This is a genomic window from Bradyrhizobium sp. S69, assembly GCF_009766005.1.
Classification (GTDB): domain Bacteria; phylum Pseudomonadota; class Alphaproteobacteria; order Rhizobiales; family Xanthobacteraceae; genus Bradyrhizobium.
On the sequence record NZ_LMUK01000027.1, the window covers coordinates 1 to 18,685 of the forward strand.

General features: G+C 61.9%; 17 protein-coding genes. 8 read left to right on the forward strand and 9 right to left on the reverse strand.

Annotated elements, in window-relative coordinates; genetic code table 11:
* Positions 1–104: 104 nt before the first annotated feature.
* The 3 genes from GSQ88_RS10475 to GSQ88_RS10485 all read right to left on the reverse strand — a co-directional run bounded on the left by GSQ88_RS10475 (position 105) and on the right by GSQ88_RS10485 (position 2,201).
* Positions 105–755 carry a GNAT family N-acetyltransferase gene (locus tag GSQ88_RS10475; RefSeq protein WP_159007673.1) on the reverse strand — a complete coding sequence of 217 codons (651 nt, stop codon included), beginning with the start codon at positions 753–755 and terminating at the stop codon, positions 105–107.
* Positions 756–764: 9 nt separating this feature from the next.
* Positions 765–1,415 (reverse strand): 3-oxoacid CoA-transferase subunit B, encoded by a 651-nt coding sequence (locus GSQ88_RS10480; protein ID WP_159007674.1) that lies wholly within the window; start codon positions 1,413–1,415, stop codon positions 765–767.
* Positions 1,416–1,493: 78 nt separating this feature from the next.
* Complete coding sequence (locus GSQ88_RS10485; protein WP_159007675.1) at positions 1,494–2,201, reverse strand: CoA transferase subunit A; 708 nt, start codon at positions 2,199–2,201, stop codon at positions 1,494–1,496.
* A gap of 322 nt (positions 2,202–2,523) precedes the next feature.
* Here GSQ88_RS10485 and GSQ88_RS10490 point away from each other — a divergent pair, with 322 nt between their 5' ends.
* Together GSQ88_RS10490 and GSQ88_RS10495 are read left to right on the forward strand one after the other, a co-directional pair.
* On the forward strand, positions 2,524–4,473 hold the full coding sequence (locus GSQ88_RS10490; RefSeq protein WP_159007676.1) for an AsmA family protein: 1,950 nt from the start codon (positions 2,524–2,526) through the stop codon (positions 4,471–4,473).
* Positions 4,474–4,787: 314 nt separating this feature from the next.
* Positions 4,788–4,967, forward strand: coding sequence for a hypothetical protein (locus tag GSQ88_RS10495; protein ID WP_159007677.1), 180 nt, complete (start codon positions 4,788–4,790; stop codon positions 4,965–4,967).
* 206 nt (positions 4,968–5,173) lie between these two features.
* Here GSQ88_RS10495 and GSQ88_RS10500 read toward each other — a convergent pair whose 3' ends face one another.
* Positions 5,174–6,148 (reverse strand): alpha/beta hydrolase family protein, encoded by a 975-nt coding sequence (locus GSQ88_RS10500; RefSeq protein ID WP_159007678.1) that lies wholly within the window; start codon positions 6,146–6,148, stop codon positions 5,174–5,176.
* Positions 6,149–6,335: 187 nt separating this feature from the next.
* On the opposite strand from GSQ88_RS10500, the gene GSQ88_RS10505 reads away from it, so the two are divergent.
* Positions 6,336–7,160, forward strand: a complete 825-nt coding sequence (locus tag GSQ88_RS10505; RefSeq protein WP_159007679.1) for a LytTR family DNA-binding domain-containing protein — start codon at positions 6,336–6,338, stop codon at positions 7,158–7,160.
* 54 nt (positions 7,161–7,214) lie between these two features.
* On the opposite strand, the gene GSQ88_RS10510 is transcribed toward GSQ88_RS10505, so the two are convergent.
* The 3 genes from GSQ88_RS10510 to GSQ88_RS10520 all read right to left on the reverse strand — a co-directional run bounded on the left by GSQ88_RS10510 (position 7,215) and on the right by GSQ88_RS10520 (position 10,412).
* Entirely contained in the window at positions 7,215–8,027 is an 813-nt protein-coding gene (locus GSQ88_RS10510; protein WP_159007906.1) for a M15 family metallopeptidase, read from the reverse strand.
* 23 nt (positions 8,028–8,050) lie between these two features.
* A complete protein-coding gene (locus GSQ88_RS10515) occupies positions 8,051–9,166 on the reverse strand; it encodes an N-acetylmuramoyl-L-alanine amidase family protein (RefSeq protein ID WP_159007680.1) in 1,116 nt (371 codons plus the stop codon).
* Positions 9,167–9,260: 94 nt separating this feature from the next.
* Entirely contained in the window at positions 9,261–10,412 is a 1,152-nt protein-coding gene (locus GSQ88_RS10520; protein ID WP_246735214.1) for a hypothetical protein, read from the reverse strand.
* Positions 10,413–10,776: 364 nt separating this feature from the next.
* Here GSQ88_RS10520 and GSQ88_RS10525 point away from each other — a divergent pair, with 364 nt between their 5' ends.
* Complete coding sequence (locus tag GSQ88_RS10525; protein WP_159007681.1) at positions 10,777–12,345, forward strand: G1 family glutamic endopeptidase; 1,569 nt, start codon at positions 10,777–10,779, stop codon at positions 12,343–12,345.
* A gap of 112 nt (positions 12,346–12,457) precedes the next feature.
* On the opposite strand, the gene GSQ88_RS35580 is transcribed toward GSQ88_RS10525, so the two are convergent.
* On the reverse strand, positions 12,458–12,634 hold the full coding sequence (locus GSQ88_RS35580) for a hypothetical protein (RefSeq protein ID WP_246735217.1): 177 nt from the start codon (positions 12,632–12,634) through the stop codon (positions 12,458–12,460).
* A gap of 61 nt (positions 12,635–12,695) precedes the next feature.
* Here GSQ88_RS35580 and GSQ88_RS10530 point away from each other — a divergent pair, with 61 nt between their 5' ends.
* Both GSQ88_RS10530 and GSQ88_RS10535 read left to right on the forward strand, forming a co-directional pair.
* Positions 12,696–13,178 carry a TetR-like C-terminal domain-containing protein gene (locus tag GSQ88_RS10530; RefSeq protein ID WP_246735219.1) on the forward strand — a complete coding sequence of 161 codons (483 nt, stop codon included), beginning with the start codon at positions 12,696–12,698 and terminating at the stop codon, positions 13,176–13,178.
* Entirely contained in the window at positions 13,175–14,701 is a 1,527-nt protein-coding gene (locus tag GSQ88_RS10535; protein ID WP_159007683.1) for an FAD-dependent monooxygenase, read from the forward strand. The genes GSQ88_RS10530 and GSQ88_RS10535 overlap by 4 nt, the downstream gene beginning before the upstream one ends.
* 24 nt (positions 14,702–14,725) lie before the next feature.
* Here GSQ88_RS10535 and GSQ88_RS10540 read toward each other — a convergent pair whose 3' ends face one another.
* The gene (locus tag GSQ88_RS10540; RefSeq protein ID WP_210253782.1) at positions 14,726–15,898 is read right to left on the reverse strand and encodes a phosphotransferase family protein; all 1,173 of its coding nucleotides are present in this window, start codon (positions 15,896–15,898) and stop codon (positions 14,726–14,728) included.
* 252 nt (positions 15,899–16,150) lie between these two features.
* Between GSQ88_RS10540 and GSQ88_RS10545 the strand changes: the two genes are divergently transcribed.
* Together GSQ88_RS10545 and GSQ88_RS10550 are read left to right on the forward strand one after the other, a co-directional pair.
* Positions 16,151–17,344: an ABC transporter substrate-binding protein gene (locus GSQ88_RS10545; RefSeq protein ID WP_159007685.1), complete on the forward strand. Its 1,194-nt coding sequence runs from the start codon at positions 16,151–16,153 to the stop codon at positions 17,342–17,344.
* A 118-nt stretch (positions 17,345–17,462) separates the two neighbouring features.
* Positions 17,463–18,515, forward strand: a complete 1,053-nt coding sequence (locus GSQ88_RS10550) for an Ldh family oxidoreductase (RefSeq protein ID WP_159007686.1) — start codon at positions 17,463–17,465, stop codon at positions 18,513–18,515.
* Positions 18,516–18,685 lie beyond the last annotated feature (170 nt).

Sequence of the window (18,685 nt, forward strand, 5' to 3'; positions counted from 1 at the left end):
TCTACCCAGCCTATCCGGGCAACCCTCGCTTGCGCATCGAGGGCGAGTCGCCTCAATCTGGGAAGGACATACGGTCTTCGCTCATCCGGGCTACAAACTACAACCTAAATCTCTCGCGCAAATCGCCGAAAACCTGGCGCGCCCGTCAGCGTCTCAAACGCCGGGTCGCGTTTCTCCTCGGCAAATGCAAATCCCGCCTTGGCGTAGCAACGCTCGGCCACCTCATTGCCGATCAGGAACGAGATCGAGGCCTGTCGATATCCGGCCGCCCGGCCGACGGCGAGCGCGTGGTCGATCAGGGCCTGCACCAGCCCGCGTCCCCGATACGACGGTAACGCGGCGACATGCTCGACCATCCAATCGCCTTCGCCGCCCTGCACCCAGCAATTCTCGCTATAGCCGGAGCGCTGGACGATCGCCGCCAGTTCCGACGCTCTCAATGCGCCGTCGCGCGCGACTTCCGCGAACGCCTTTTGCGCGGCGGCGCTGGTCCCGGCTGCCGGCAGCGCGCACAGCGCCGCCGCCGGATTGCCATCGACTTCCGCAATGAAGAATTGCGAGGTGTGCCACCAGGATCGCGTCCGCGCGCGGGCGATCCGTTCCACAAACGAAAGGACTTTCGGCTCCGGCCAGCCCAGGGTGATGTCGAACCAGCCGCGTGGCCGCTGGCCGCGCTGCGCCAACAGAATAGTGCGGGCGATGAAATCGCCATCTTCGGCAGAAGCAGACCGGATCGTTGGCGACGACCGGCTCATGCGGCCATCTCACGCGTTCTTCAGCGCAACCCGGAATTCGGCTTCGGTCTTCGACTTCACTTCGTCGAGCGTGACGCCGTCGGCGAGCTCGATCAGGGCCATGCCGTCCTTGCCGTGCTTGTCGATGGTGAATACCGCCAAATCAGTGACGACCATGTCGACCACCTTTTCGCCGGTCAGCGGCAGATTGCACTGCTTCAACAGTTTGGCGCCGTCCTTGGCGGAATGCTCCATCACCACCACCACGCGCTTGACGCCCGCGACCAGATCCATCGCGCCGCCCATGCCCTTGACCATCTTGCCGGGGATCATCCAGTTGGCGAGATCGCCATTTTGGGCGACCTGCATCGCACCGAGGATCGACAGGTCGATATGGCCGCCGCGCACCATGCCGAAGGACTCGGCGCTGGAGAAATAGCTGGTGGTCGGCAATTCGGAGACCGTCTGCTTGCCGGCGTTGATCAGGTCGGGATCTTCCTCGCCCTCATAGGGGAACGGCCCCATCCCGAGCATGCCGTTCTCGCTCTGGAGGTTAACGTCGATGCCGTCGGGAATGTAGTTCGACACCAACGTCGGAATGCCGATGCCGAGGTTGACGTAGTAGCCGTCGCGCAATTCCTTGGCGGCGCGGGCGGCCATCTGTTCACGGGTCCAGGCCATGATGATCTCCTGCGGTCTTTTGTTGGCGCATGATCTTGTCGGAAAACCGGTACCCCCTTTTCCGGATCATGCGCTGGGTCAGGCCGCGGGACGCGGGCGGGTGTTGCGGAATTCGATGCGCTTTTGCGCGCCGCCGACATCGATAATGCGTTTGACGAAAATGCCCGGCGTATGGATATGGTCGGGATCGATTTCGCCGGCCGGCACTAGATGCTCGACTTCGGCGACGGTGAATTTTGCCGCGGTCGCCATCATCGGATTGAAGTTACGCGCGGTCTTGCGATAGACGAGGTTGCCCGCGGTATCGCCCTTCCAGGCGTGGACGATGGCGAGGTCGGCGAACAGCCCGCGCTCCATCAGATATTTCTCGCCGTCGAATTCCTTCACTTCCTTGCCTTCGGCAATCAGGGTGCCAACGCCGGTCTTGGTGTAGAAGGCCGGGATACCGGCGCCACCGGCGCGGATCCGCTCGGCCAGGGTGCCCTGCGGGTTGAATTCGAGTTCCAGTTCGCCGGCGAGATATTGCTGCGCGAACAGCTTGTTCTCGCCGACATAGGACGAGATCATCTTCTTGATCTGCCGGGTCTCGAGCAACCTGGAGAGCCCGATGCCATCGACGCCGGCATTGTTGGAGACCACGGTGAGGTTCTTGACGCCGGAGTCCCGGATCGCGTCCGACAGGGTTTCGGCGATGCCACACAGGCCGAAGCCGCCCGACATGATCATCATGCCGTCCTTCAAAATGCCCTCAAGTGCCGATTTGGCGTCTGGGTAGACCTTTTTCATGGCAAGCGACCTGATCGAGTGGGGCGTGTCGTCCGGCAGCGGAATGGTTCCGGGACACTGGCCCGCGATTATTAGGCGAAATCTTCGCGACGCGTCAATGACGGGGCGTTTGCAATAAAGCCGTGGCCGGAACACCGGCTATGGCCTTGAAAGCGTCAAGAAAACCCCGCAAGTTGCATGCCTTGACATGGACCTTGGCATGGACCGAGGGTCCTGCCTGTCTTTATCAATCGTGGCGCCGAGAACGAGCCCAAGAACTAGCCTAAGAACGAGCCGAACCGCGTTCCCACGGCATCAACCCGATCAGGATATGTCATTGACGATGGCCCAAGGAATAAAGCGCCTGGGGATGCCGGTTGCGGCATTTATAGGCTTGGTGCTGTTTGGCCTGATCGCGATGTCCTGGTTCCTGAACCGGGACGCGCTGCGGGAGGCGGTGGAGGCTCAGATCCGCGCCGTGACCGGCCTCGATCTGGTGGTCAAGGGCAATATTGATGTCTCAGTGTTTCCGGGCAGCTACGTCTCCTTCCATGACGTCGGGCTGAAGGGCGGCGGCACCGCCGACCCCGCGCTGTCGGTCGACGTCCTGACCGCGAATTTGCGGTTGCTGCCGCTGTTGCTGCAGCGTTTCGAAATCGCCGACGTCATGATGCTGCGGCCGCATATCCACGTCGTCCGCGACGCCGACGGCGACAGCAACTGGACGCCGTTCATCCAGACCATCGCCCGCACCATGAAGCCCGGCGCCGACAACCAGGTGTCGTTTTCGGAAATCCGGATCCAGGACGGGGTTTTGGCCTACGAGGATGCGGCCAATCAACTCACCGAGGCGCTCGACGATATCGACCTGTCGCTGGCGTGGCCGTCGATCTCGCGCTCCTTTGCCGCCACCGGGCAATTCGACTGGCGCGGCGAACGCGTCGACGGCAGCATCAGCATCAGCGATTTCATCGCGGCTTTGTCCGGCGACCGCTCCGGCCTGAAGGCGCGGCTCGCCAGCGCGCCGCTGAAACTGGCGTTCGACGGCACCGTCGCCGATCGCACCAGCATGATGATGGAAGGCACGCTGACCATCGACTCGACCTCGTTGCGCAACGCGCTGCGCTGGACCGGTCAGGCGCCGCCCGGCAGCGGCGGCTTCGGCCGCTTCGCGCTGAAGGCGCGCGCCAATGTGGTCGGCGCCTCGATCGCGCTTACCAATGTCAACGTCGAGCTCGACGGCAATGTCGCCGAAGGCGTGATGACCTACAGCAACAACGGTCGCCAGGCCTTGCAGGCGACACTCGCCGCCGGCGCGCTCGACTTCACGCCCTATATCTCGACCTTCCGCCTGCTCGCCAGCGGCGCGCACGACTGGAACCGGCAGTTGTTCGATCTGAATTCGCTGTCGACCACCGATCTCGACATGCGGCTGTCGGCGGCGAAGCTCACGGTCGGCCCGTCGAAACTGGGGCGCACCGCGCTCGGCGCCAATTTGCGCAACGGCACGCTGGCGCTCAGCATCGGCGAGGCGCAGATCTATGGCGGCATCGCGCGAGGTTCGTTCGGGATCGCGCGCTCGGATGCGGTCGCCGACGTCAAGGCCCAGCTCCAGTTCACCGATGTCGACCTGCAAGCCTGCGCCAGCGAATTATTCGGCATCACCAAATTGTCCGGCCGCGGCAACCTCAACGTCTCGCTGGTGGCGTCGGGATCAAGCCCGTTCGGGCTGGCGCAATCGCTCGACGGCACCGCGAGCCTGATCGGCCATGACGGCGCGATCGCCGGCTTCGACGCCGAGCAATTGCTGAAGCGGCTGGAACGCCGGCCCTTGTCCGGCGGCGGCAATTTCCGCAGCGGTTCGACGCCCTACGACACTCTGAATGTCGCGGTGAAATTCAGCGAGGGTATCGCGACCGCCGAGGATGTCCGGGTCGAGGGACCGGCCGCGCGGCTGACCCTGACCGGCACCGCGTCGCTGCCGTCCCGCGAATATGATCTAAAGGGCACCGCGAGCCTGGTCTCGGCGCCGAACGGCCCGCCCGGATTCGAATTGCCGTTCGTGGTGCAGGGCCCGTGGGACGATCCGCTGATCTTTCCCGACCCCGACATCCTGATCCGCCGCTCGCCGGCCTCGGCGCCATTGCTCGACGCAGTCAGAGATAAAAAGACCCGCGACGCGGTGCAATCCGTGATCGAACGCTTGACCGGCGCCGCGAAAAAACCCGCCGCGCCCGATGCCGCCGCACCCGCCAGCGCGCCGGTCGCGGCAGATACCGCGAAGCCGAATTAGGTCGCGTACCCGGAGTGTCGCCCAGGCGAGTTCGTAGGATGGGTTGAGCCCTTCGCGAAATCCATCGCTTCAAGGACGAAATTGATGGGTATCGCGGAGTTTATCATCGGGCCGGCCGAGGGCCAGACCCGTTGGCCCCACTTATCCTACGCGCTGCTTTTGATCGGAGCCGTCAAACCGTTTGCTGCAATTCGCGCGGCCCTGGATCACGTCTGCCGGCGAACTATTTTCCAAGGGAATGGAATTGGGTTTACCGCTTGTCGCCAGGCAAAGAATATGGCGCCCATCACTAACGAGGCGAACTGGACCACGCGATGCAACGCGTCGACGTAGACAGCACTATTGATACAATCGGACAGCAGCGGCTTTGGACCCTCGACTACGCCAAGTATGGCGACCGCGCCAAAGAAAACCGCTACGGTTCCCAAGCCACGCTTCATGCATCGCATCCACATCATTTTTTGACGCTTTCGGTATTTTTGCCGGTTGCTTGATCGTGTCGCGTATAGGTTGCGAATGGGTCAATACGCGATCTGTGCCGCAATTAGCGTCAACCGATTGCTAATACAGTTCGTAGAATGGGTTGAGCCCTTCGCGAAACCCATCGCCTCAAGGACGAAATTGATGGGTATCGCTGAGTTTATCATCGGGCCGGCCGAGGGCCGGGCCCGTTGGCTCCACCCATCCTACGCGACCCCAGCTATCGCAGCGTCCGCGCGAAGAAGGCGACGACGTCGCGATCGAAGCGCTCATGGAACGCGGCGCGGTCGAAACCCGGTCTGCTGGTGCAGATCGCCGGCAGGCGCGCGGCCAGTTTCGCCGAGCACGGCGGCAAGAAGTCATAATGCCCGGCGTCGGCCACGACGTGCATCTCGGGCGGCTCCGGCAGAGCGAGCCTGACTGCTTCGGCGTAATAGGGGTGTGGCAGGACCTCGTCATCTTCGCCTCGCCAGAGCTGTACCGGCTGTCGGACCGCCGCCAGGGCCTTGCGGTCGAAAGCAAAGCCGAGGGCGGGCGCGGCGGAGACCACCGCCTTGATCCGCGGGTCGTGGGTCCAAACGATATCGGCTTGCAGCGGCAGCGACGGGTGCTGTTGCACGATCTGACAGACTTCGAAAGCGGGATGCGCCTTGCAGTGATCGGTAACGGTCCCCAGATCCGGCTCGCCGCCGGCCGCCACCAGGACGGTGAAGCCGCCGGCCGAGAAGCCGAACGCGCCGACCCGATTGGCATCGATCCGGTCATGATCGCCCCACGCGCCCAGCATGTAGTCGATCAACAGCTTCAACTGGCGGGGGCGTTGCCAGATCGCGATCGGATTGCTCGGGTCTCGCGAGCTGTCACCATTGTGCGACAGTGCTGCGACGACGAACCCCGCATTGGCCAGCGCCTCGGCGGTGTCGCGATGCCCAGCATAGAAGCCTTCGTGGCCGTGGGATATCACCACCAGAGGCAGACCGGCGCCCTCGACCGCGGCGTCGCGGGCGACCATCTGTTGATTGCCTTCAATGGCCTCCAGCTTCGGCGCGGCGCCGGTCGGATACCAGACGCCGACTTCGATCGGCGGCCCTTGCGGGTCCGTGATGCTGAAATGCTGGAATCCGACCGCGGCGTGAGCGGGGCCGGCGGCGGCTGCGATGAAGGCGGCGAAAACCTGTGCAAGGATGGTGCGCATGGAACCTCTCGGCGGGGTTGGAACGCCAAACATCCTGCAAACGGCGTAAGCCTCGCGCCACCGATTGTTCGCCAACGGGCGAATGGGTTCGCGGCCGGGCCAATCGCCACGGAGGTCTTTTATTTTGAAGCGTTTTCTTCACGCGAACCGGTGCCCGGTTCGCTCGAAAACGCTCTAGGATGACGTCATGAGCGAAACGGACCGGCGGGATTTCTGGCGGGATTGGGCCATCGACCTTGCGGTCGGGAGCGTCTGCGCGATCTTTTTGGGTCTGATCGGGCCGTTCGGCAGCTATATGAATGGACCGGCGTGGCAGCGCGTGGCGTTCCAACTCGCCTGCTTCTGGCCGGGAATCCTGCTTTTCGGATCGCTGATCCGGGCGGTGCTGCGGCTCCGCCTCAGCCCGGCGATGACGTGGATATCGATCCTCCTCGGGGCCGCCATCCTGAACGCGCCATTCCAGATCTGGGTCGCCTGGATCGCCGTATCGATATGGCCTTTCCTGAAACGACTGACGCCGCTCGATTGGTATCTGCAAGGACAGATCACCGCCGCGCCGGTCGTGCTGGGTTTCACGCTCTGGATCCAGGCGCGATCGCATAAGAGGCAACAGGCCAGGGAAGCCGGCGAAGCGCCGCCAACGGCTTTCGGGCTACTCGGTGCGCCACCTTCCGCGGTGCTTTGCCTACAGATGGAGGACCACTATGTGCGGGTCCATAGCGCCGGCAACTCCCGCCTGGTGTTGGCAACGCTCAACCAGGCCATGGCGGCGCTCGAAAATGCCGACGGCCTACAGGTGCATCGCTCCTGGTGGGTCGCAAGGAAAGCGGTGGTGCGCGCCGTTACCGAGGGCCGCAATCTGCGTCTGCAACTCGTCAACGGAATCACCGCCCCCGTCGCCCGGTCCGCCGTCGCCATGGTGCGGGAGGCGGGCTGGTTGACGAACGAGAACCCGTCCGGGGATCCTAGTGCCAGGAGTCCTGGCACCAGAACGGAAACACTGTCGATATAACGAAGCCCAGACAATTTTTCGCGTGCGAACCAGTGCTCCCTGGCCTGATAAGTTCTATCGCGCAGGCCGTCCGTTCGATGACGGCGAGACTTCGAAGTCAAAGCCCTGACTAAAGGGCTCGTTGACAAGTTCGAAGTGCCACCACTCCCTCGCATAGGGACGAAATCCGGCTTTTGCCATGGTGGATTTCAAGAGCTGGCGGTTGCGCAGCGCGGCCTCGCCGACCGACGCGTTCGAGGTATTTCCCATACCATCCAGACAATCGTAGCCGGTGCCGAGATCGATCGTGCCATCCTCGAACCGCTCGCCCTTTGGCAACGTGCAGGCCTTGAGGGCCAGCACCGGATTCCGGGGCGGCAATGAAAATGGGCTTGGCACAATCCCCAGATCCACCGTGCTGCCCCGCGAGTGAGCCGATCGTGTTGCGAGATAGCCGAGCGCGAACAGCTTTTGCTTGTCGGTGCGCGGATAAAATTCGGCCTTCATTTCCGCATGCGCTGGATCCTTGCTCCATTGTAGAAAATCGTCGACGGCCCGCCTCGGCCGGTAGCAATCCCAGACGATGAGCGAGAGCTTCTTCTCCGCCAGCGTGTTCTGCACCGCTTTAAGCGCCGTTGCGGCGCGGTCGCTGAGGATACACTCGGCGGCGAGATAGCCCTTGACCGGCCGTCCCACGAAATTATGGGAGCCGGCATAGCGGATGTCCTGAACGATGGTCGGATCTGCATCGCGCAAATAAACAAAGCCCCTGGGCAACGCGGTGCCTGCCAGAGCCGAAACAGGCAGCGCCGTCAGGATCAGGGCTAGACCCGTGACAAGGACAAGGCTCGCACGGACGCGCCTTTTGCGGCGCGACGCGCCCGGCATCATCCTGTTTTCGCAATCAAGCCTCATCGCGACCCGGCTTCGGGCTTCGCGGCTTCCGCAGGATGGTCTTGAGGAGGATGGTCTTGCGCAGGATGATCCTGCGATGGCGCCTTCGCCGCGACATCGGGATGGGTGGCCGATCGGGAATCGCAGAATTGCTTCATGGCTGCGGCGACCCCGCTGCTGATGATGTCGCGGCGCTCGGGCGAGTCCATCTTGAGCTCTTCGTCCCGGTTGATGATCGAGCCGGCCTCCAGCAGCACCGCGGGCATGTGCGTCTTTCTCAGCACGATCAACTCATCGTAGCTGTAGACGCCGGTGTCCTTGTTCAGGAGGGGATGCTGGTAGTGACCCATGATGGCCTCGGTATATTGGTGGGCATAGGTCATGCCACGGGCCTTCATCTGTCTGGCCAGCAGTTCGGCGAACGCAAGGCTTGTCTTGAAGTCCGGATTGTTGCGCGAGACCCAGACGGAATAGCCGCTGAAGCGGTCGCTGAAATGGCGCTTGTTGCCGTCGAAGTCCCAGTCCTCGAGCAATTTGTTGGGCACCGAGTCATGATGGATCGACAGGAAGAAGTCGGCGGGCAGATCGTTGGCGACCGTGACGCGCCTGACCAGGCTGGGCCTTGAGTTGCCCTCGGTCACGAGCAGTCTCGTTCCCGCAAAGCCCGCGGCCTTCAATTTCGCCTCGATCCGCTGCGCCAAATGCAGATTGAAGGCGAACTCGGGTACGCCACGGGCGCTGGTGGCGCCTTCCGATTTGGCGGTATGCCCGACATCGACAACGATGCGGAATTTCGCGGGATCGCACAGGGTTGCGATCGGTTTCGACGCATCGGGGTTCGAGGCGGCGCGCCGTTCGACATGACGCCTGGGCGAGGCAGCCGCCTTGCGGGCGGTTCGCGTCGGCGAGGTGACATGCTCTCGTGAATGGCCGGGCTTTGACTTGTCCTTGAAGATATCCGACAGCCAGCCGGCATCGCTGGCCCCGATCGGCAACAGCAACGATGCGGCGACCGTGGCGGCGACGATGCGGCGGCAGCGCCGAACGCCGATGCCTACCTTCGCGAATGTTCTCCCTGACGGCAATGCCTGCTTCCCCAGAGTGATTCGCTGCGCGTGCAGCAGCGACAGCATACCTCAATTCCGTCACTCACTTTTTGTCTTGGCCGGGACATCTAGCGCGAAGACGCGCTTCGCGCTTCCGCCCGGGCATGACGAAATGTCCGCTTCAATGCACTTTGCGCGGCCTGATCTTATCAAACTCGGCAAGCGCCCGTTCGAATTTATCGTTGAACAGCCACATCGCATCGAGAATTTCGCGGAAGCTCGCCGAGGTCCGCGCCCTGTCGGCCTGTCCAAAGGCGAAGACGCTGTTGTTGCGCAGATATTTCATGACGGTCGGATCGGAAACACGGTATCCGAGCAGGTCGCCTGACCTCAGGGCGGACCTGGTCGGCGCCGGGACGATCTGAATCAGCTCGAAGAATTTCATTTGATCGATCGGATCCGGCAACGTCTTCACGATCTCGGGTATTTGCTGGAACAGTTCGGCATGGGCGTTCATCAGGCCATCGCGCACCGCGGTCCAGTGATTGTAGCGATGATCCAGCCGGCCGACCCGCGCCTCCTGCTCGTCGTCGCGCGCGATCAGGGCGGGATCGAAGGCGGCGATCAGCGGCTTGATCGCGGCCCACTTCTTGCGGCCATTTTCGTCTTCGGATGGACCGGTCTGAAAACTCCCCTTGTAGGTATTCGATCGCGCGTTTCCGATGTTCTGATTGCCATTGGTCTCGGCGAAGAACAGCCCCAGGCTGATGCGACCAGCCGCCTCGGCATTTGGGGTATCGAGACCCCTCGCTCGCGCGATGGCCATTCCCAGGTCGACCAAGTCCTTGAAGGGCGCGGTTGAGTTCTGCGCGTTGGCGGGCGGCGCCTGCATGACGGCAAACAGACGGGTGTACGCATCGATCAACGGTTCATTTTCGGCGTCAAAATAGGCCGGCGGAATCTTGAACTTGTTGGGGCGTCCGATCTTGGACGGAAGCACGTCAGTAAGATCCTTGCGCGCTCCGATCATGCTGTTGCGCGCGAGGTAGAGCGCCTGCCCCGGCAGGTTCGGCAGCGCCTGACCGGCATCGATCTGCGCGCGCCGCTCGCCGAGGACACGATCAAAATTGTTCACGGCGTTGTTGTAGGCGTCGAGCGCATCCGATTGCTTTTTCGTCAGCGCGGCCGGCTGCGCCGATGCGAGCGAGATCACACCAAGCGATGCGACCGCATGGCCCAGCGCACCGACGGCGATCAGAGCCGGCGGCGTGAAGATGATCGCGAGCGCAAGCCTCGCGGCGCGCGCGATGACATGACTTCTTCTTATTGCCATTTTATTTCCATTGGCAGCTAATTACCCCGCCTCACCCATAACGTGCAATTTATAAATAATACTCGCATTCCAGATGCGACGTTAGCGCGCACCGATACGCGCCATCACAACGTCGGGAGCCGCGCGCAACTGTAAGCCGCTTCATACGAAGCCGATGACGCGAGCGCTAGAGCAGTCGTACTCGAAATTCTTTGCTTTGAGAATTGATCGGGTGACGTGCGGTGAAACCCGAGTCCCGCTTTCGAGCCGGACTCTTAGCTTTAAGGAGAGTCAAATGATGAAGAGTCTTAGATTGCTCCGAAACTCAAGCGTCGGATTGGCAATCATCGGAGGCTTTGCACTATGTTCCCTCTCTGGGGGACTCATGACGCAAGCCCGGGCGGCTGAAACGCCCGCCGCGGCAAAAGCCTTTGAGGCTGCCGCGGTCCACGCCGCGCCCGGATTGCAATGCATGCTCGTTGCTCCGGGAACGGAAGCCTCCAAGGGAATACCGGTCGCCACCGACGACGACGGCTACGCGCGTTTCCATGCCGTCAAGGGTGCTGCCGAGCACCTGTCGCTCGATTGCAAGGATGCCAGCGGCAAAGCCTCATCATTTGCGGTCGATCTTGCCTCCACCGAGACGTTCGCGCCACATCCGCTCGATCTCGCCAAGGAAAAAGGCGTCGACCGCCCGGCGTTGCAGGGCGATCCGCAAAGCTTCAGTCAATCCGAACTGATCGAGCGCGGATACGGACTGAGGCCCGACCGCACCAAGAACCCCGAGGCCTATGAACGCTGGTTGATGGCCGCGACCAAGTCGGGACGAATGCTTGAAGCCAAACATCCCGACCTGCATTCCCATGGCCCGACGTCGCAGCAGGCGCCATGGTGGGTCGGCTCGGTCCTGACCGGCGAAGCCGATTATCCCGTGGTCGAGGCGGTCTGGAATGTGCCGCAAGCCATTCCCGGCGGCGATGCGACCACCACCACCGAAGTCGCGGTCTGGAACGGTCTTGGCGGATTTGGTACCGGCTCCGGCCTGATCCAGGACGGCATCAATCTCTACACGACATCGAGTGCCGCTTCCTATGGAAGCTGGCGGGAATATTGCTGTGGCGATCCGAACAGCAATGGATATGGCGGTAACTTCACACCAAATCCCGGCGACCAGATCTATTCGGAAGCCTGGTATTGCGACTCCAAGGGCAACGCCGACATCAAAGGCGGGTATGGCTGCACATACCTGCAAGACCTGTCCACCGGCGCGGTGTTCAGTTGCACCTCGGCCACCGGTTCGCCATGCTGGTCGGTCAAGGCGCTTCCGCTCTGCTCGGCAAGCCCAGGAACCGCGGGCTGCATGACGCTCGGCAAGGCCGCGGAGTTCATCATCGAGAACCAGAGCCCTCAGGTCTCCGGCTCCTCGACCGCCTTCACCGATTTCGCCGGCAAGCTCACGATGGCGGGGTCGGCGGAATCGACCAAGACCAACCAGCTTTCGCAAACGGTCGGCAACGATCCTGCCGTGCACGTGCTGACCGACTTCACGAAGACGACGTCACATATCGTCGTGACCCTGGATGCGCCGGACAAGACCATCTTCTGGATGGAGCCGACGCAGCCTTCCTTCCCGCTGTACTGCCAGGGGCCGATGAAGACCAGTTCCTCGCTTGAACCGCAAACGCAGTTCAAATGGGCCAAGGATGGTGCAGGCGCAGCGGCGCCCGGCAAGGGCGAATGTGCCTGGGCCGATCGCGGCCCGCGCGAAGGCGAAGTCAAGTCTGGCGGCGTCAACGTGATCTACGGCTTTCTGAACCAGCTCGCGGATTTGCCCGACGGCAAGTTCGCCGAGATCGGTGTCTATCGTGACCCGAATGTCGACAACGATCTCGTCGTGACCCAGATCGTGGGTTTCGTGGCTCCGCCGTTCTCGCCGAAGCCCGTGTTGCCGTAGCCAGTCTTGCCGTAGCCGGCAGGCCCGCGACATAGCAATGCTGGAGGGCCGCGCCCCACGCGGCCCTCCACGCGCGTGCAGGCGGGCAAGTTCCCGTAGCAGGCGACAATGTCTATTGACGGGAAAGGCGTGCTAAATTAATGACTTTAAAGTCATTAACTGGTGCATCCATGCCAAACCAGCCGCCGAAACGGCGCAGGCGCAAGACAGAGCGGCCCGCGGAAATCATCGCGTCAGCGCTCGACGTTTTTGCCGACAAGGGTTTCGCGGCGGCAAAGCTGGACGACATCGCGCGCCTCGCGGGGATTTCGAAGGGCACGCTGTATCTGTATTTCGAAACCAAGGAAGAGATGTTTCGCGCGGTCGTGAGCACGGCATTCGCGGCGGACTTCGAGAAAATGGAAGCTTTTGCGAGTGGCTTCGAGGGTCCGACGACGCAACTTTTTCCGATCATGCTGTCCAACATCGCCGCGCTGGCGGCCAACAGCAAACTTCCGGCGATCGCTAAAATGGTGATCGCCGAATCGCGGAATTTTCCCGATCTGGCGCGCATCTGGCACGACGACATCGTGTCCCGCGTGCTCGATACGCTGACCAAATTGATCGCCCGCGGACAAAAGCGCGGCGAGCTCGTTGCCGGTGATGCGCGCCTTCACGCCTTTTCGCTGGTTGGCCCGATGGTGATGGCCCTACTTTTCCGCGAGGTCTTCGCCAGCACCGCGAGTAATCCGCCTGACCTGCAAGCGCTGGCGCTACAGCATTCCAAAACCATCATTCACGGACTTCAAGGCTCCCCCACGACAGGCACGGCTTCTGGAAGGAAGAAAACATGACACGCACCGATGTACTCGTTGTCGGCGCCGGGCCGACGGGCCTTGTGCTGGCGCTGTGGCTGACCAAGCTTGGCGTGAACGTGCGCATCATCGACAAGACTTCGCAACCGGGCACCACATCCCGGGCTGTCGCGGTGCAGGCGCGAACGCTCGAGCTCTATCGCCAGCTCGATCTTTCCGATGCCGTCGTGTCCCACGGGCATACGGTTCCGGCGATCAATCTGTGGGTCCAAGGCGAAACCAAAGCACGTATTTCATTCGAGACCATCAATGCCGGCCTGACGCCCTATGGACCCATGACCTTTCCGCAGGATGAACACGAACAACTGCTGATCGCGAAACTGGAGACCCTTGGTGTTCGCGTCGAGCGGCAAACCGAGTTGATGGAATTCAGCGATCAAGGCGATCATGTCACTGCAAGACTACGCGGCGCGGACGGTCAGGAACAAGAATGCCAGTCAAGCTACATCGCGGGCTGCGATGGCGCCCGGTCCGTCATTCGTCACGGCATCGGGGTCGGCTTCCCAGGCGGAACCTACCAGCAAGTGTTTTACGTCGCCGATGTCGAGGCCTCCGGACCGGCGATGGACGGCGAGCTTCACGTCGATCTCGATGAAGCGGACTTCCTGGCGATCTTTCCGCTGAAGGGGCCGGGCCGTGCGCGCCTGATCGGCACCGTGCGCGATGAGCGTGCCGAACGCGCCGATACGCTGACATTCGAGGATGTCTCGAGCCACGCGATCGACCATCTCAAAGTGAAGGTCGAAAAGGTCAATTGGTTCTCCACCTATCACGTGCATCACCGCGTGGCCGATCATTTCGCCAAGGGCCGGGCATTCCTGTTGGGCGACGCCGCGCATATTCACAGCCCGGCCGGCGGCCAGGGCATGAACACGGGCATTGGCGATGCCATCAACCTCGCATGGAAGCTGGCCGCCGTGATCTCCGGCGCCGCTCGCCCTGATTTGCTCGATAGCTATGAAGAGGAACGGATCGCCTTCGCCCGGCGACTGGTCGCCACGACCGATCGCGCGTTTAGCCTTGCAACCGCCGAAGGCCGGATCGCGGAAATCGTCCGGACGCGGATCGTGCCTGTTCTCGCCCCCGCTGCATTCAAGTACGACTTTGCACGCAGGTTCATGTTCGAGACGGTCTCCCAGATCACCCTCAACTATCGCGACTGCGCGCTAAGCCAGGGCGCGGCAGGCCATATCAAAGGCGGTGATCGCCTCCCCTGGGCGCCGGTCGCCGGCGCAGACAATTTCGATTTTCTCAGCACCATGAGCTGGCAGGTGCATTTCTATGGTTCGTCGCATCGGGAGATCGAGGCATGGTGCGCGGAAAAGCATATCCCGTTGCAGGTGTTCGAATGGCATCGGGAACACGAGACGGCGGGACTGGTTCGCGATGCGTTATATCTGCTGCGTCCCGATAGCTACCTGGCTCTCGTTACTCCCGCCGGCACCGCGGCCGCCCTTGAGCGCTACTTTGCTGATCGAGGAATCGAACCTTGGGGTTCCTGACGCTGGAGCGCGCCGTGACGTCGATCACGCATCGAGCGAATCCAGATCCGCCATCGCGGTCGTGATGCGCTCGATCATCGCCAGCGTGGTCGCTTCCGGCTGCATGCTCGGCAGCAAGCGCGAGTGACATAGCGTGATCGTCCACATCAACAGCGCATGCACGATCTGCTGCCGGTAATGCTGGAAGCTCGCGTCGAAATCCGGCCTGGTGCCGGTGTGCTCAGCGAACCGCTCGAGATAGCGAACCAGCAAATCCTTTTCCCAGTTGCGGCGATCGTCCGGCGTCAGCGCCGCGGTCACCGCATAGGCGAAATCGCGCGACCAATGGCCACGCGACAGACATTGCCAGTCGCACAGGCCCATCTTCCCGGCGCCGGTTTGGTACCAGTTTCCGATGTGCACATCGGAGTGCACGAGACCCTGCGGCTCGCTGTCATGGACCGCGAGCGCCCGCACAGCCGCGGGCCACACCGCATCGCCCCGCGCCAATATTTTTTCCGGGATGATGTGTGACGCAGCCGCGAATGCCTTTCGCGTGTAATGCTCCAGGCTCATCTTTTCCGCGCCGATCGTGAACCATCGGGGATAGGGCGCGAGCCAGCGGTAACGGGTCGCAAGCTCGGTATCCCCATAGAAACGCGCGTGAAGCGACGCCAGGAGATCGATCATGTCTTCGGCCATCGCGCGGGAGACATAGGTGGTGTGATTGCAGAACGTCGCCTTTTTCGTCGCCACCAGATCTTCCAACAGCAGCATCGACGCGAAGGTCTGTCGATCGAAGGCGGCGTGGTAGCCGATCGGCGCCTCGATCTGAAGCTGCGACCGAATCTCGCTGAAAAAGCGGCCCTCAACCCGCGCCGTACCGTTGAAACCGCCGATCATGCGGGTGACGACGCTCGGCAACGACTTGGTGAAGATCGAACCCGGCAGGCCGGCGCGGCGACCCGCTTCATTGTAAGTGAGGATCAGCCGGTGACGCTCGTGCGTCCCGGCGCTGGCAGCCTTGACTTCGAGCTGCGTCACGACGGCGTCGGGGACCTCCTTGCAGAGCACGGCCGTCAACCATTCCGGCGTCATCGCGCCCGGCGAACACGGCACATCCTCCCGTCGCCGCGCCTTCGGCCGTGTCAGGCGCTCGAAGGCGACGCGTCCGCCGATCCTCAACGCCGCCAGCGTCGTTGCGCCCTTGCTACCCATCATTTCTCCCCTGCCACCATCGCTGTTTCCACGAAGCAGCATCGGCATATCGTACGCTTTAGTACGATATGTATCATATGCCAGCCGGCGTTCAAGCCAAAGGGAAGCGTACGCGTGCCCGCCATGCACTTTCGCGCCGCAACAGGCGCTCAAGGGGTTGTGCCGCCACATAACCGTTTTATAGTATATGATACACATGCGTACTGATTATGACGCAGCCGAAACGAAATCAGAAATAACACGGGGGAAAACATGAAGATCTCGGGCCTGCTCGCCGTTTCGACCCTCGTTCTGGCTGGTACCGCCGCAGCCGCGATCGGCGCCGAAAAGCATTACGGCCCCGGCGTCACCGACAGCGAGATCAAGATCGGCCAGACCGTCCCCTACAGCGGACCGGCATCGGCCTTTTCGAGCTATGGCCGCGTCATGACCGGCTATTTCCAGATGCTGAACGAGAAGGGCGGCATCAACGGCCGGAAAGTGAACCTGATCTCGCTCGACAACGCCTACAGCCCTCCGAAAGCCATCGAGCAGACCCGCAAGCTGGTCGACGATGACGGCGTGCTGGCCGAGATCGGCACCGTCGGCACCGTCCCCAACGTCGCCGTGCAAAAATACCTGAACCAGAACAAGGTTCCCCAGGTCTTCATCTCGGCCGGCGGCCGACGCTTCAACGATCCGCAGAATTTCCCCTGGACCGTTTCGTTCTATCCGCCGTTCGAAATGGAAGGCGCCACCTTCGGCCAGTTCATCGTCAAGCACATGCCGAATGCGAGGATCGCCGTGCTCTACCAGAACGACGATTATGGCAAGGACTACCTCACCGGCTTCAAGAAGGCGCTGGGCGACGGCAGCGCCAAAATCGTGGCGGAAGCCAATTACGAAATGAGTTATCCGACCGTGGATTCCGAGGTGATCCAGCTCAAGGCTTCCGGCGCCGACACGCTGGTCTATTTCACGACGCCAAAGTTCGCCGCCCAGGCGATCAAGAAAGCCGGCGAACTGAACTGGAAGCCGGCCCAGTTCCTGGCGAGCCCGGTCAATTCAGTGCAGGGCGTGCTGGCACCCGCCGGACTGGAAAACGTGCAGGGCGCCTACACCACGCAATTCACCAAGCAGGCCGGCGATCCCGCCTGGGCCAACGATCCCGACGTGGCCGAATATCTCGCCTTCATGAAGAAGTGGGCGCCGAACGACAGCCCGAACGATTTCATCGGCCTGTCCGGTTACATCATTGCCCAGGCCATCGCGCTCGGGCTTGAGCGATGCGGCGACGACCTGACCCGCGAAAATCTGCTGACGCAGGCCACCAGCTTCAACAAGCAGCGCGTCGGCATGCTGCTGCCGGGCATCGAGCTCACCAACTCGAAGCAGAACTATTCGCCTTTCAATTCGTTGCGCATGGCGGTGTTCGAGAAGACATCGTGGAAGCTGCTGGACGAGTGAGCGGGAGCCGCGGGGCGAGCGCGGCGCGCAGTCGTATTTGACGCGCGCGCAATTTGCGCATGCCGATTAAAAGGGTATTCTGGCTTTCATCGCTGTCACGAACGTGAATGATACCACGATGGCTACAGGTCGGATTGAGGTCAATTCCCTCAGGGATTTTGCGACCGCCGTCTATGTCTCGATCGGCATGCCCGAACCGGATGCTTTGATTGCGGCGGATACGTTGGTGCAGGCCGATCTGTGGGGGCATCAGTCGCACGGCGTGATGCGTCTTTCCTGGTACGCCGCCCGCATCAGGTCGGGCGTTTGCAGCGCGGTCGCGCGGCCAACATTTGTCTCCGACTTCGGGGCGCTCGCCGTCATCGACGGAGGCGACGCCATGGGCCAGGTGCTCACCGCCTTCGCGATGAAAGAGGCCATTCGCCGCGCCAAATTGCACGGCATCGGCGCCGTCGGTCTGCGCAATTCCAATCATTTCGGAACCGCGATGTACTTTACCTTGATGGCGCCGCCGGAGGGATGCATCGCGTTTTTGTCCACCAACGCAAGCCCCGCGATGGCTCCCTGGGGTGGCCGCGCCAAGACCGTGGGGACCAATCCATGGTCCTGGGCGGCACCGGCAGGCAAGCATTCGCCGATGGTTCTCGATATCGCCAATACAGGGGTGGCGCGAGGCAAGGTCTATCTGGCGAAACAGAAGGGCCAAGCCATTCCCGAAGGCTGGGCGATCAATGCGGCGGGCTTTCCAACGACCGACCCGGCCGAAGCGATCGACGGCATTATCCTCCCCATGGCCCAACACAAGGGTTACGCCATCGCCGTGATGATGGACATGCTTTCCGGCGTTGCCACGGGAAGCGCGTTTGGCTCAGGAGTTCACGGACCCTACCAAAGCGAACATCGCAGTGGCGCAGGGCAATTCATGATCGCGATAAATATCGAAGCCATGCAACCCTTGGCCGACTTCAACGCACGCATGGAGCAGATGATTTCAGATTTGAAATCCGTGCCTCTCGCGCAAGGCTTCGATGAGATCGTCTATCCCGGCGAGTTGGAGGCCCGCCATCACACGGCCAACACTAGGCTCGGCATATTGCTGCCGGAAGATACCCTTGCCGACCTCCGCAAGCTGGCAACTGAAACCGGACTTGGCGACAAGCTGCCATTCTGAGCACGCGGCGCGGATTAGCCGAAGCCATAAGCCGCTTCTCTATCGTTGTTAACGGCGGAATATGCTTTGCTAGGCGGAGAGCAAAGGACATCACATGACGATCCAGTTCGAAAAGCTGAAGGCCCGTCTGCTCGCCAACCCCAGGGTCAAGGCCGAGTACGACGCGCTCG